The organism is Haloferax sp. Q22 (assembly GCF_001482285.1).
GTDB lineage: Archaea > Halobacteriota > Halobacteria > Halobacteriales > Haloferacaceae > Haloferax.
Map to the genome: position 1 here is coordinate 312970 of NZ_LOEP01000016.1, position 13465 is coordinate 326434.

The following is a 13465-nucleotide window of genomic DNA, read 5'->3' on the forward strand; positions in this document are numbered from 1 at the left end:
CAAAATAGTTAATTTTCCAATAATAAATGTGGGATCATGGCAACTCGCACACAGCTCGCCGCGCTGCTCGTCTCGCTCGCACTCGTCGGGGGCGGCGTGCTCGGGTTCGGCTTCGCCGCCGACGAGGACTACAGCTATCGCTACGAGCAGCAACTGTCGGAAACGCCGGAAACGGTTCCCCCGCTGTACAGCGAACTCTCGCAGTCGGAGCAGCGGGCCGTTGACCGCGCCCTCGCCGGCGAGGTGCTTCGGTTCGAAGACGACCCCGGAAACCTCCCAGAACTCGTCGAGCGCGACGGCACCTACCACGCGTTCGAGTTCGACGCGAGCACCGACTACACCGCTCCGACGACGGTCGGCTCGCTCGTCGCCATACTGCTCGGCGCGGCCGGCGTCGTCGCCGCGGTCCGGTGGGAGGTCGCGAGCCGATACGTCACCTACTGAAGGAGCCGAACGATTCGGTAGCCGATGGCGACAATCAAAATCAGTCCGACCGCGCCGATACCGAGGGCGACCGGCGTCCCGCCGGTCCGCGAGAGCGCCCCCAGGGCCGGAAGCACGAAGACGGACAGCACGAGGAGCCCGCCGAACACCAGAAACACCAGGTACACCGCGGTCCCGAGCACGTCCCAGATGGCGTTCTTCGTGGCGTGGTAGACGAGGTCGTACTGCTGTCGTTCCTCGGGGGAGAGCGAGTCGGAGGGCACGGGCGAAGTTGTCGGAGAGGATAAATAAATCGTGTGTCGCCGCGGACGAGGGCGTCAGTCGAACTTCTCCAGCAGTCGCCCGTAGAAGCTGGTCTCGTTCTCGCCGGCCAGTTTCTCCACGATGAGTTCCGGCGTCGACCGCGCGAGGTGGTCCTTGACGGGCGACCGATTTACCACGAGTTCGCCGTCTTCCAGTCCGACGGCCTCGATGCCGTCGACCGCGACCGACACGTCCGCGGCCTCGCGGATGCCGCCGGCGAGGTGCGAGACGAACACGGCCGCCGCGCCCTGTTCGGCGAGTTCTTCGAGGATGCCGGCGATGATTTTGGCCGACGCGCCGGGTTCGGTGATGCTCTCCAGTTCGTCCACGAGGACGAGGCGGTCGGCCGCGCCGTCGGTGAGCGCGGCGAAGTCGCGGAGCGTGCTCTCGAACGCGCCGGCGTCGAGGGTGCCCTGCGACTTGGCGTAGTAGTGAAGCTCGGAAAAGCGCGAGAGCCGGACCGACTCGGCGGGGACGGGAAGTCCCATGTGTGCGAGGACGACGACGAGGCCCACGAGGTCGAGCGTCGAGGTCTTGCCCCCGCTGTTGACGCCCGAGAGAAGCGTGACGCCCGACACCTCGTAGTCCACGGGGTCGACATCCACAAAGTCCACGTCGAGGAGGGGCGAGCGGCCGGCCTCGATGGCGAACGAGCCGCCTCCGTCGTTTCCGGCCGCGCCGGTGAACTCGGGGAAGACGCAGTCGAAGTCGCGGGCGAACCGAGAGACGGCGAGGCGCACGTCGAGTTCGAGCGCGTCGCGGACCAGCGTCTCGACGGGGGCGCGCAGGTCACCGAGGTCGGCGGCGAGGTCTGCTTTCAGTTTCGCGGCGCGGCGGTCGCGGGCGGCCTTCAGTTCGGTTCGGAGCCGGCCGACCGCCTCCTCGTCGTGGCCGAGCGGGAACGACGGGTCCTCGGGGAACACCCGCTCCGTGAGGTCGGCCTCGCCGGGGCGGAGCGACAGCGACTCCACGAGGTGGTCGCGGGCGGCTGCCAGCGCCTCGTCGAACTCGTCTTCGAGTTCGCGCGACAGCAGGGAATCGACGCGCGCGCCCTGCTCGACGAGCGACAGGAAGTCGGTCCCCTCGATGGTCACGTCGCGCTCGCGAATCACGTCGCGGAGGCGGTCGTTGGCGACCGATTCGGCGGTCGAGACGGCGGTGTCGAGGTCGTCCACCGCGTTCGAGAGGCGTTCGAGTTCGTCGTCGCCGAGGACGGTCCCGTCGTCGGCCAGTCGGGACAGGGCGTCGCGGAGGGCGGCGAGGTCACACGGCGGGTCGAGTTCGGCCGTTTCGTGGACCGTGGCGGCCGCCTGCAAGGCCTCGCGGTTCGCGGCGAAGAAGGCGAGCAGTCGCTCGGGGACGACCTCGTCAGTCCGCTCGGCGGCGTCGGGGAGGACGCGCACGTCACCGTCCACGTCGATGCCGGCGAACGACTCGTCGAGGACGACCACCGTCGAGTACGACCGCGCGAGTTCGGCGATGTCGCGGCCGTCCTCGACGACCTCGATGGACAGTTCGGAAAACGCCTCCTTGGCGGCGGCGTAGCGCTCCGCGTCGGCGGTGGCGATACAGCGCTCGCGGACGCGACGCGGTTTCGGGTCCGCGAGGGGTTCGACGCCCGACAGCGCCGCGAGCACGTCGGGGTCGGGGTCGAGGTCGGTCGCGTCGGCGGCGAACGCCCGGACCTCCTCGATGCGCGAGGCCGATCCGGTGGGAAACAGCGTCTCCAGTCGCTTCTCGGCGTACGTCGTCACCGTCCGCGCCTGCAGGAGACCCAGCGCGTCGCGGTAGATTTCCGAGGCGCGGTCGGTGGCGAGGAAGCCGCCGGGGTCGTCGTGGTCGCGGCGAATCGCCCCACGGGCGATGGCCGCCGCCCTGCCCTCAGTGAGCCCCGGTGCCCGCGCGAGCGCCGCCACGTCGCCGTCGGTGAGCGCTCGCTCGGCGTCGTCGAGTTCCGCGAGCGCGGCGGCGGTCTTCTCGCCGACGCCCGGGATGGTCTCGAAGTCCATTCGGCCGGACCTATCGCGGCATAGGACAAAAAGTCGCGGGGTGGTGACTCCGGGACGACGGGCGGGTCACGCCGACGCGGGAACGTCTGTCACGACCGGTTTTGCGGCGCGTGCGCCCTTCGCGGTCGTTCGCGCCGGGGGCGAGGGGCTTTTGACCGTCGGCCGGGAAGGGAGGCCATGAGCGAGCGAGACGTCGCGGCGAAGGCCGACGCAGTACGTGAGGCGCTCGCGGAGCGCGAGAGCGTCCTCATCGCCTTTTCGGGCGGCGTGGACTCCAGCGTGGTCGCCGCACTCGCCCACGAGGCGCTCGGCGACGACGCGGTCGCCTGCACCGCGAAAAGCGAGACCCTGCCGGACGCCGAGTTGGACGACGCGAAGCGCGTCGCCGAGGAAATCGGCATCGAACACCTGACCGTCGAGTTCTCCGAGTTGGACAACCCCGACTTCGTCGCCAACGACGACGACCGGTGTTACCACTGCCGGACGATGCGCCTCGGCCGGATGTACGAGGCCGCCCGCGACCGCGGCATCGAGGCCGTCTGCGACGGGACCAACGCCTCGGACCCCGGCGAGGGCCACCGCCCCGGCCTCCGCGCTGTCGAGGAGTTGGAGGTGCTGTCGCCGCTTCTCGCCCACGACATCACGAAAGAGGAGGTCCGCGCCATCGCCGACGACTACGACCTGTCGGTCGCCGACAAGCCCTCCATGGCCTGTCTCTCCTCGCGGATTCCGACCGGCCTCGAAGTCACCGAGGAACGGCTCTCGCGGGTCGAACGAGCAGAGACGATTCTCCGGACGTGGGGCTTCGAGCAGTTCCGCGTCCGCGACCACGACGGCCTCGCCCGCATCGAGGTCGCGCCGGAGGAACTCGACCGCGCCCTCGACGCCGACTTCGTCCGCGCCGCCCGCGACCACCTGAAGGACGCCGGCTTCGACCACGTCACGCTGGATCTCCACGGCTACCGGACGGGAAGCGTCAGCCCCGCGGCCGAGGCGGACGCCGACGCGGGCGACAACCTTCTCGTGGACGACGTGTTCGCGCAGGACTACCCGATGCGGAAGTAACTGAGAGACAGCAGTCAGAAACGCGGACCAGACCGCCGAACCGGCCTACGTCGTCAGAAAATGCGTCTCGTTCTCGGCGACGACGTGGACTAACGGTTCGTCACCGTCGTCGCTCAGCTCGACTTCGAGTTCGCACAGCCCGCCGTTGTCGAGCGGTTGCGACAGCATCGTCTCGACGATATCGAGTCCCTTCACCTCGCCGAGCGACAGCCGAATCGGCGCGCCGTGGCTGACGACGAGCACCGTCTCGTCGGCGTCGAGCGAGTCGGCCAGCCCCTCGTGGGCGTTGAGGACGCGGCGGCGGACCTCGACGAGGCTCTCGCCGCTCGGGGGGCGCTCGCGGGCGGCGGGCGCGCCGACCGCCGAGAGGGCGTACTGCGGGTACCGGTCGGTGAGTTCGTCGAACGCCAGTCCCTGCAGCGAGCCCACGTCGCGCTCGCGCCACGCGGAGTCGAGGACAGGTTCGAGGCCGAGTTCGCGGGCGATTGGGCGGGCGGTCTCTTGGGCGCGTTCGATGTCGGAGGAGACGAGGCGGTCGACCTCGTAGGAGTCCGTGACGTGGCGCGCGAGGGCGTCGGCCTGCGCGCGGCCGCGCTCGGTGAGCGACACAGGGGCCCACCCCTGTACGCGCCCGGCGCGGTTCCACGTCGTCTCGCCGTGTCGGGCGAGAAGGAGGGTTGCCATACGTCCGTCTCTCTCCCCACCGGCAATGAACGTTCCGCGCGAGATTCACGGTCTCGGCGCGCCAACTGTTAGGTATGGCACACGAAATCGTGACGAGCATCGAGATAGACGCCCCGCCAGAACGGGTGTGGGAGACCCTCGTCGACTTCGACCGCTACCCCGAGTGGAACCCCTTCATGCGAATCGCCGGGCGCCCGAACGAGGGCGCAACGCTCACCGTCCACCTCCGGCCGCCGGGCGGCCGCGAGTCGGAGTTCGAACCCGACGTGGTCCACTGCGAGAAGCACCGCGAACTGCGCTGGCTCGGCCACCTCGTCTTCCCGGGGCTGTTCGACGGCGAACACCGGTTCCACCTCGAACCGCTCGACGGCGGCGAACGCACCCGATTCGAGCACGCGGAGACGTTCTCCGGCGTCTTCGCCGGACTCCTGTTGCGGTTCGTCGGCGAGGAGACGCGGGCAGGGTTCGTCGCCATGAACGAGGGGTTGAAGACGCGCGTCGAGGGGACCGTCGCGGCCGAGAGACGGGAGGCAGCGGAGTCGTCGGACGAGACGTGATTCCCCGCCGTCTCGGGAGGATTCGGCGCGCTACAGCGACTCGCCGCAGAAGCGACAGGTATCCCGGTCGGCTTCCTCCAACGAGTGGCAGTTCGGGCAGGAGACGGTCTCGGTGCGGGCGGAAGGGATGCCGTTCGGCGACGCCGACTGACCCGCGCGGCGGCCCACACCGGGTTCGTCGCGCCCGAGGTTGAGGTACAGCGCCAAGCCCAGAATCCCGCCGACGAACACCGAGAGACCCCAGAGGAAGGCGTTATGCGAACTGTGTCTAGTCGCATCGATACCGGCCCAGACGCTCACGGCGAACCAGAGCGGGAGGGCGACCACCGACAGGGCGACGAGGTCGGTCATCGTGTATGTTTTCTAACCATTCTGAGATAGGTCTTCTGGAGGGTCGGCGGTCGGCAGTCGGCGGAAACGAGGAGGAACAACCGGGCCGAGGGAGAGGCGAGGGAGAAACGAGAATCCGGTCAGTTTCCGGTCCAACGTAAGGCCGCGAGCGTCCCCTCGAACAGGACAATCATCGTCGCGCCGATGATGATGGGGGCCATCCCGGTCGGGTCGGGGCTGACGAGGAACGCGAGGCCGAGGAACGCGCCCCAGAACAGTAGGCGGCGGTCTTCGAGCCACTGCCGGGTGACGAGGTTCATCATGATGGCCAGTTCCACGAACAGCGGAATCTGGAAGACGACCGCCATATAGCCCATCAGGATGAGGATGAGGTTGAACGTCTCTTTGAGGCCGAACGCGACGACTGCGGTCCCCTCGGTGTAGGAGGTGAAGTACGCGAAGATGGCCGGGAGCACCACGAAGTGCGCGAAGAGGACGCCGACGAGCGCGAGGATGAGGCTCGTCGGCACGGCCGCGAGGTAGTACTTGCGCTCTTTCGGGTAGAGCCCGGGGCGCATGAACAGGTACGTCTCGTAGACGAACACGGGGAGACCGATGACGGTGCCGGCGAGGCCGGCGACCTTCAGTTTGGTGAGGATGAGTTCGAGCGGGCCGTAGAGCCGCGGCCGGCGGTCCACGATGGTGTCCGCGCCGGGGATGTGGGAGTTCCAGAGGAAGTTGATAACGTCGGTCGCGCTCGGAATGTGGATGCCGAAAGCGGCCTGCGTGTCCACGAGCGCGTTGAGGATGTCCGCGCCGGGGAAGAGCACGAGCGTAATCGCGCCGGCGACGCCGAGGACGACCGCCAGCCGGCGAATCATCTCCTCGATGTGCGCGGTCAGCGGCATCTCCTGGTCGCTTTCGGGAGCCTCGCCGACGAGGCCACCAACGTCTTCGTCGTCGAAGTCGTCGCCCTCGAACTCGGGGTCGTCGAACTCGGCATCCTCGACGGAGACGGACGACGGAGCCACGCCGCCCACCTCGTCTTCGCCGGTCAGCGCCGGACTCGCGCCGTCGGCCGCCGCGTCCGGTCCGGCGTCGTCGGCCGACTCGTCGCTCGAATCGTCGTACGTCCCCTCGGGTACGTGCGAGGTGTGTTCGTCGTCGGCGAGGAGACGTGGTTCGTCGTCGGAGTTGTCGGCATCGTCGCTATCACCGGTACTTCCGGAAGAATCGTCATCAGCGTCGGAGTCCTCGACGCCGTCGTCCGAGTCGGAATCGTCCGCGTCGCCTTCGGAATCAGAATCGTCCGCGTCGCCTTCGGGGGCCGCATCAGTGTCGGCGTCGCCGGCGTCGTCTTCCGTCTCGTCGGTATCGGTGTCGTCGGAAGCGTCGTCGGCAGACCCGTCGGTAACGGTCTCGTCTCGCGGGGTGACTCGACCGTAAACCGGACCGTCGGACGACGAAGCCCCGTCGTCGTCAGACTCGTCGGACGAGCGCTGGTCGGCGTCGTCCGAGGCGTCCGTCTCGTCGTCGGCCGCAGAGAGCCCTGTGTCGCGCTCCTCGTCCGCCATTCAGGTGTCCTACGCTTCCGGCCAGTTATAGGTCTTTTCGCATCGCGCCGAGGAGGCGCGTCGAGAGAGTCGAAATCGCGCCCGCGGTGAAAAAGATTGATAACCGCCAGACTGCTTTCGCCACGTACGTATGTCCAGCGCCCTCGACGAGGACACCCAACAGACCATCGCGGCAGGCCGCGAGACCGCCGGTGCGATGCTCCGAGCGGCGCAAAAAGACCTCCAGAAGGTCTTTATCGTCTTCCTCGTCGGGTTCCTCGGAACGTTCTACGCGCTCCGACTCTACGTCTGGGAGTTCTTCCGCGGCGTGACCAAGGCACAGATGGACGCCAGCGTCTCGGGCAACGTCAGCATCATCGCCCAGACGCCGTTCGACGTCATCCTCTTGCAGGCGAAAATCGGCCTCGTCGTGGGGATTCTCTTCGCGCTCCCCCCGTTCATCTACGTCTCGCGAGACGCGCTGAAAGCCCGGGGCGCGTGGCCGAAATCGCCCGTCGCACCGTGGAAACTCGCACTCATCGGGCTGACGATGGTCGTGCTGTTCGCCGCGGGCGTCGCCTACGGCTACTTCGTCTTCTTCCCGTTCACGTTCGCGTTCCTCGCGCAGAACGCGCTGTCGGCCGGCTTCACGCCGAGTTACTCCATCGTGAAGTGGGCGCAGTTCATCTTCCTGCTCACGCTCTCGTTCGGCCTCGCGAGCCAGCTTCCGCTCGCGATGACCGCGCTCTCCTACGCCGAAATCGTCCCCTACGAACTGTTCCGCGACAAGTGGCGGCACGCCGTCGTCGGCATCTTCGCGTTCGGCGCGCTGTTCACCCCGCCGGACCCGTTCACCCAAATCATGTGGGCGGTGCCCGTCATCACGCTGTACGCCTTCAGCCTCTATCTCGCTCGCGTGGTCGTCACGGCCAAACGCGGCAGCGAGAAGATGGACATCAAGGCGACAGCGACTCACCACTGGAACCTCCTCGCCGGCGTCGCCGTCGTCGGCGGCCTCCTCGTCTACGCCTTCTACGAGTACGGCGGCGTCGACCACGTCAACGACGGACTCGCCGCGGTCGGAAGCGACTACGTGTTCCTCGACCCCGGCTCGCAACTCGTGTTGGGCGCGTTCGTCGTCGCCGGCGGCGTCGTCGGCCTCGCGTTCGGGCTCGCCTACCTCGTCTACCGCGACATCCAACGGCTCGAACGGACCGAAGTCGGCGTCGGCGACCCCTCAAAGCTCGACCTCTCCGCGCTCGACGTGGCGGGCGTCCGCGCCGCGCCGCCCGAGGTCTTCGCCGACCGCGACGAAGACGAGATTATGAGCCTCGCGTCCGCCGCCATCGATGACGGCGACAAGGCCAAAGCGCAGGCCCTCATCGACCGGTTCGACGAGGCCGAAGCGGACCGCGAGGCCGAGGCGGCCGACGCCGAAGACGAGCCGGGCGAACTCGAAGACCGGACGACCCGCGCGGGCGGCGCGTTCTTCTCCGAACTGACCGGGGGCGAGACCGACGAGGACGACATCGGCGGCTACTACACCGACATCGCGTTCATCGTCGACTCCGTCACCTCGCGGGCGTTCTGGGTCGTCGGCTGGTTCATGCTCGTCCTCGCGTCGACGTTCGGCTGGCTCTACACGGGGGGCATCAGGGACGTCTACGAGGACTTCCTCGGCCGACTCCCCGCCGCGGTGACGCCCGAGGAAGTGCTCAACGTCGTCGCGCTCCACCCGATGGAGGCGCTCATCTTCGAGGTGAAGTTCTCGACGATTCTGGCCGTGCTGGCGACGCTCCCGCTCGTCGCGTACTTCGCGTGGCCCGCACTCCGCGAGCGCAACATCATCCACAAGCGCCGCCGAACCGTCTTCCTGTGGACCGGCGCGCTCGTCGGCGGCCTCCTCGGTGGCTTCGCGCTCGGCTACAGCTACGTCGCGCCGACGGTCATCACGTTCCTCGTCGAGGACGCCATCGCGGCGAACATGATAATCTCCTACCGCATCACCAACTTCTTCTGGCTCATCTTCTTCACCACCGCGGGTATCGGCCTCCTCGCCGACATCCCCATCCTGATGGTGCTTCTCAACACCGCCGGCATCAGCTACCGCATGATGCGGAAGCGCTGGCGCGAGGTTACGGTGTTCATCCTCGCCATCTCGGCGGTGTTCACCCCCGCGAGCATCACGACGATGTTCATGGTGACGCTCCCGCTGATGGCCGCCTACGGCGTCGGTCTCGGCATCCTGTTCGTGCTGACGGTCGGCGGCCGGCGCGACCTCTCGCCCGCCCGCGGCGCGGCGGAGTGAGGATGGTCCTCGGAGCGACCGCCGCGCCGACCCGTCGACCCGAAAAACGCGCCAAATATCGCCGCTGCGACCGTTGAAAAGGCGTTAAGTATTCTCGTGAGAATCGCAGAGTATGGCCAAGATAAGCGTCGAGATTCCCGACGAACTGCTCGCTGACTTAGACGAGCACGTCGGCGACGACAAGAAGTTCGTAAACCGGAGCGATGCGGTTCGGGCGTCCATCCGGAAGACGCTCGACATCCTCGACGAGATAGACGACCGACACAACCGCCTCGCCGAAGATGAGTGAGGGGCGGTCGGCCGTCGGGCAGGTCGCCCTCGTCGGCCTGTTCGTCACCGCGCTGACGACGGCGCAGTTGACGGCGTCGAAACTGCTCGCGATTCCCCTGCCGGCCGCGATAGGTGAACTCCCGTACGTCGGCGCGGCCATCCTCATGCCCGGGGCGGCGCTGGCGTACGCGCTCACCTTCTTCGCGTCCGACTGCTACTCCGAACTGTACGGCCGCCGGGCGGCGCAGATTATGGTGAACGTCGGCTTCGCCATGAACTTCGTCCTCCTCGGCCTCGTCTGGAGCACCATCGCCGCGCCCGCCGCGAACCCCGAGTTCGCCGGGCAGTTCGCCACGGTGCTCTCCTCGGGGACGAACATCGTCGCCGGGAGCCTGCTCGCGTACCTCGTGAGTCAGAACTGGGACGTCATCGTCTTCCACGGCATCCGCGACATGACAGACGGCTCGTACCTCTGGCTCCGCAACATCGTCTCGACGGCGACGAGTCAGGCCATCGACACGGTCATCTTCGTCGGCGTCGCGTTCTACGTCGCGCCGACGGTCCTCGGCATTGGGAACGCCCTCCCGTGGAACGTCCTCGTCGGCCTCGCCGTCGGCCAGTACCTCCTGAAGCTCCTCATCGCGATCGTCGATACCCCGTTCGTCTACGGGACCGTCGCGCTCCTGCGCGACGACGACGAGTCCTCGACCGACGGTTGGGTCGCGGACTGAGGCGTTCTCGGGACGACGGACGGCTTATCTCTTTTGGTAGCATACCACACGGTGTATGGCCGACGAGCACCGCCACAGGCTCACCGAACGGGACGGGATGGAGATGGGGGTCCGCTGTCCAAACTGCGGGACGTACACGTCGTTCGGTGATATTCTCGCCACCGGAGCCTGCCGCGGCGGTTGGAAGGGGTGTCGGACGGGGCTTCGACTCGACCTCGTGGTGTACGACTGAAAAAGCGGGTAGGCGACGAGACGCTGCGACGCGGAGCCGACGAGAGCGACAGCGCGCGCTCAGACTGCCGCGTCAGTGTCCGACGGGTCGTTCAGGTAGAGGTACGCCGCCGCGACGGCGAAGACGGCCTCGCCGCCCTTCGAGAGAATCGCCATGTCGCTGACCCGCCCGCTCATGACGACCCACGCCACGATTTGGGCGAGCGCGAACGCGATGGCGACGAGGTAGAACTCGCGCCGCCAGAACCTGCTCAGGTAGACGGCGATGCCCGCGAGGAAACCGACGCCCGCGAGGACGAACAGTATCGCCTGCGCCTGGTCGAACTGGAGCAACATCGGGGCCATCGACAGGTGGACGTACGTCGAGGCCAGCGCCCCGACGATGGCGACGTACGGGGCGATTCCCGAGAGAAGGCCGGTGAACAACGGTCGCGACTCGGCGGTCGTGGTGTCTGCTGACATGGGGACTCAGCAACGAAGTCGTGTCAACTGATAATAATGCTTGCCCGAAATTAGGCACAAATTCCGCGGAGAACGAGGCACGGTGACGCGGGAGTCGAAACTGCGGGAACCCGGCGCGCTCAGTCGTCGATTGGCTCAGCGAAGGCGAACCGCGGTTTCACGTCGGTGACGCGGACCGTCGGGGTGTCGCCCGCCTCCGTGCCGGAGACGAACAGCGTGAAGTCCTCGACCTTGGCGATGCCGTCGCCCTCGCTTCCGACGTCGACGATTTCCACGTCGAGTTCGTCGCCCTTCCGAACCGGCGCGGTGAGGAAGTGCTTGCCGACGAGGTACTGCTCGGAGGAGCTGTCGCGGGAGGCGTCGGGGCGCATCGACCGGACGTACTGGAACTCTCGTTCCATGTCGGCGCGGAGGTCCGCGACGTCCGGGCCGTCGAACACCTTCACGGCGAAGTCGCCGCCGGTCGCGAGCAGTTCCTGTGCGACCTCGAACGCCTGCCGGGCGAGGTAGACGGAGCGGGCGTGGTCCAGCGAGTACTCGCCGGTCATGTTCGGCGCCATGTCGGAGACGACGGCGTCGGCCCCTCGCTCGCCGATGACGGCCGTTAACTCTTCTTTCGTCTCGTCTTCGGTCATGTCGCCGCGAATCGTCTGGACGTTGTCGCGGTCGATACCGCGGATTCGCTGGAGGTCGACGCCGACGACCTTGCCGTGGTCGCCGACCGCCTCGGAGGCGACCTGCAGCCACCCGCCCGGGGCGGCACCGAGGTCGACGACGGTGTTGCCGGGGCCGAACAGGCCCGCGTCCCCGTCGAGTTGTTTCAGCTTGTAGGCCGAACGGGCGCGGTAGCCCTCCTGTTTGGCCTTGTTGTAGTAGTGGTCCTTGCGCGCCATGGTCTTGACATCAGTAGCGTATCAGGCCGTATACCGGCTTCGGCTTGCGCCGTGAATCGTGCGGAACAATGCCACGTCACGGGAGCCACGGGGGTCGAGGCGGCCGGGCTCAGTCGTCGCCGACGAGTTCGTCGAACAGCGCCGAGACGCGCCCCTCGATGTCGTCGCGAATCGCTCGAACCGCATCGAGGTCCTGTCCGTCCGGGTCGTCGAGGTCCCAGTCGCGGGCGTCACCGCGCCACGTCATCGGGCAGATACCCTCGGCCGAACAGCCCATCGTGACGACGATGTCGACGTCCATAATCTCGTCCTGCTCGATTGCGCGGGGCGTCTCGTCGGCGAGGTCGAACCCCCGCTCACCCATGACCTCGACGACCTCGTCGTGGACGTGCTCGGCGGGGTCGGTACCACCGGTGACGACCTCGATTCGGTCGCCGACACCGCGCTCGTCGCGCTCCCGGCGGGCGAATGCGGTCGCCATCTGGCTCCGGCCGGCGTTCTGGACGCAGACGAAGGCGACGCGGGTCGAAGTCGCGTCGGCGTCGGCGGCGTCGCTCATCTCTCGGCACCTCGTCGGCGGGCGGCTGTCTTCGTCTCGTCGTTCGCCATAGCCGGGAGTTACACAATCAGCTATTTGAGTCCTTTGAAGCCATAGACGCCCGAAATCGGCCGATTAGCTGTATAGTCGAACAGTGACAACAACACGCATGGGGAGCAGACAGGAAGGTGGGGTGCTCGCGGGAGCGCGCACGCGGGAGAGCGTGCGAACATCATATTGCGGTGAGTCCAAATCAGGAGTATTTTTAAGACCGCTGTCGTACGACGGCACATATGTTCAAGGCCATCGTGAGCGCCGCGACGCTCCGGGACGCGCTCGACTCCGTGAGCGTCCTCGTCGACGAGTGTAAGATTCGACTCAACGAGGAGAGTCTCTCCATCCGCGCCGTCGACCCCGCGAACGTCGGCATGGTGGACCTCACCCTCGACGCGGCGGCGTTCGAATCCTACGAAGCCGACGGCGGCGTCATCGGCGTCAACCTCTCGCGCCTCGAAGAGGTCGCCGGGATGGCGGGCTCGGGCGACCTCATCCACCTCACGCTCGACGAGGAGACGCGCAAGCTCAACATCCGCATCGACGGGCTGTCGTACACGCTCGCGCTCATCGACCCCGACTCGATTCGCCAGGAACCCGACATTCCGGACCTCGACCTCGCCGCGAACATCGTCCTCGAGGGGACGCACCTCGACCGCGGTATCAAGGCGGCCGACATGGTCTCCGACCACATCCGCCTCCGCGTCGACGGCGCGGAAAAGACGTTCCACATCGAGGCCGAAGGCGACACCGACGACGTGGACCTGTCGCTTCCCCCCGCGGACCTCATCAGCATCGAAGCCGGCGCTGCCGACTCGCTGTTCTCGCTGGACTACCTGAAGGACATGAACAAGGCGATTCCGACCGACGCCGAGGTCACCGTCGAACTCGGCGAGGAGTTCCCGGTCAAGCTTCACTACCAGATCGCGGAAGGGATGGGCACCATCACGTACATGCTCGCCCCGCGCATCCAGAGCGACTGAGCGGACGTTTCGGCCACCGCGTCGTTCACCGACCATCCGAGCCGTCCCAC

At 67.2% G+C, this 13465-nt stretch carries 16 protein-coding genes; 8 read left to right on the forward strand and 8 right to left on the reverse strand.

The window, feature by feature from the left end:
- The first annotated feature begins 36 nt into the window (after positions 1-36).
- Complete coding sequence (locus AM590_RS07060; protein WP_058826845.1) at positions 37-444, forward strand: hypothetical protein; 408 nt, start codon at positions 37-39, stop codon at positions 442-444.
- Here AM590_RS07060 and AM590_RS07065 read toward each other — a convergent pair.
- Positions 438-707 carry a hypothetical protein gene (locus AM590_RS07065; RefSeq protein WP_058826846.1) on the reverse strand — a complete coding sequence of 90 codons (270 nt, stop codon included), beginning with the start codon at positions 705-707 and terminating at the stop codon, positions 438-440. The two genes, AM590_RS07060 and AM590_RS07065, sit on opposite strands and share 7 nt — an antisense overlap.
- A 54-nt stretch (positions 708-761) precedes the next feature.
- The gene (locus tag AM590_RS07070; RefSeq protein WP_058826847.1) at positions 762-2756 is read right to left on the reverse strand and encodes a DNA mismatch repair protein MutS; all 1995 of its coding nucleotides are present in this window, start codon (positions 2754-2756) and stop codon (positions 762-764) included.
- Between the two features lie 177 nt (positions 2757-2933).
- Here AM590_RS07070 and larE point away from each other — a divergent pair, with 177 nt between their 5' ends.
- The gene (gene larE, locus AM590_RS07075) at positions 2934-3821 is read left to right on the forward strand and encodes an ATP-dependent sacrificial sulfur transferase LarE (protein WP_058826848.1); all 888 of its coding nucleotides are present in this window, start codon (positions 2934-2936) and stop codon (positions 3819-3821) included.
- A 45-nt stretch (positions 3822-3866) separates the two neighbouring features.
- Here larE and AM590_RS07080 read toward each other — a convergent pair whose 3' ends face one another.
- Positions 3867-4505, reverse strand: coding sequence for a histidine phosphatase family protein (locus AM590_RS07080; protein ID WP_058826849.1), 639 nt, complete (start codon positions 4503-4505; stop codon positions 3867-3869).
- A gap of 74 nt (positions 4506-4579) precedes the next feature.
- On the opposite strand from AM590_RS07080, the gene AM590_RS07085 reads away from it, so the two are divergent.
- Complete coding sequence (locus tag AM590_RS07085; protein ID WP_058826850.1) at positions 4580-5062, forward strand: SRPBCC domain-containing protein; 483 nt, start codon at positions 4580-4582, stop codon at positions 5060-5062.
- 30 nt (positions 5063-5092) lie between these two features.
- Here the strand turns inward: AM590_RS07085 and AM590_RS07090 are convergent, their stop codons facing one another.
- On the reverse strand, positions 5093-5413 hold the full coding sequence (locus tag AM590_RS07090; RefSeq protein WP_058826851.1) for a hypothetical protein: 321 nt from the start codon (positions 5411-5413) through the stop codon (positions 5093-5095).
- 119 nt (positions 5414-5532) lie between these two features.
- A complete protein-coding gene (locus AM590_RS07095) occupies positions 5533-6966 on the reverse strand; it encodes a twin-arginine translocase subunit TatC (protein WP_058826852.1) in 1434 nt (477 codons plus the stop codon).
- A gap of 130 nt (positions 6967-7096) precedes the next feature.
- On the opposite strand from AM590_RS07095, the gene AM590_RS07100 reads away from it, so the two are divergent.
- From AM590_RS07100 to AM590_RS20780, 4 genes are all read left to right on the forward strand, one after another.
- The gene (locus AM590_RS07100; RefSeq protein ID WP_058826853.1) at positions 7097-9253 is read left to right on the forward strand and encodes a twin-arginine translocase subunit TatC; all 2157 of its coding nucleotides are present in this window, start codon (positions 7097-7099) and stop codon (positions 9251-9253) included.
- A gap of 112 nt (positions 9254-9365) precedes the next feature.
- Positions 9366-9542, forward strand: a complete 177-nt coding sequence (locus AM590_RS07105) for a ribbon-helix-helix domain-containing protein (protein ID WP_058826854.1) — start codon at positions 9366-9368, stop codon at positions 9540-9542.
- Positions 9535-10254 carry a queuosine precursor transporter gene (locus AM590_RS07110; RefSeq protein WP_058826855.1) on the forward strand — a complete coding sequence of 240 codons (720 nt, stop codon included), beginning with the start codon at positions 9535-9537 and terminating at the stop codon, positions 10252-10254. Before AM590_RS07105 ends, AM590_RS07110 begins: the two co-directional genes overlap by 8 nt.
- 55 nt (positions 10255-10309) lie before the next feature.
- Entirely contained in the window at positions 10310-10486 is a 177-nt protein-coding gene (locus AM590_RS20780; protein WP_004968931.1) for a hypothetical protein, read from the forward strand.
- Between the two features lie 59 nt (positions 10487-10545).
- Here the strand turns inward: AM590_RS20780 and AM590_RS07115 are convergent, their stop codons facing one another.
- The 3 genes from AM590_RS07115 to AM590_RS07125 form a co-directional block, all read right to left on the reverse strand.
- Positions 10546-10947 (reverse strand): hypothetical protein, encoded by a 402-nt coding sequence (locus AM590_RS07115; protein ID WP_058826856.1) that lies wholly within the window; start codon positions 10945-10947, stop codon positions 10546-10548.
- Between the two features lie 119 nt (positions 10948-11066).
- The gene (locus tag AM590_RS07120) at positions 11067-11840 is read right to left on the reverse strand and encodes a 23S rRNA (uridine(2552)-2'-O)-methyltransferase (RefSeq protein WP_058568340.1); all 774 of its coding nucleotides are present in this window, start codon (positions 11838-11840) and stop codon (positions 11067-11069) included.
- Between the two features lie 109 nt (positions 11841-11949).
- A complete protein-coding gene (locus AM590_RS07125) occupies positions 11950-12399 on the reverse strand; it encodes a low molecular weight phosphatase family protein (RefSeq protein ID WP_058826857.1) in 450 nt (149 codons plus the stop codon).
- Between the two features lie 272 nt (positions 12400-12671).
- Here AM590_RS07125 and AM590_RS07130 point away from each other — a divergent pair, with 272 nt between their 5' ends.
- Positions 12672-13415: a DNA polymerase sliding clamp gene (locus AM590_RS07130; RefSeq protein WP_058826858.1), complete on the forward strand. Its 744-nt coding sequence runs from the start codon at positions 12672-12674 to the stop codon at positions 13413-13415.
- Positions 13416-13465: the final 50 nt, after the last annotated feature.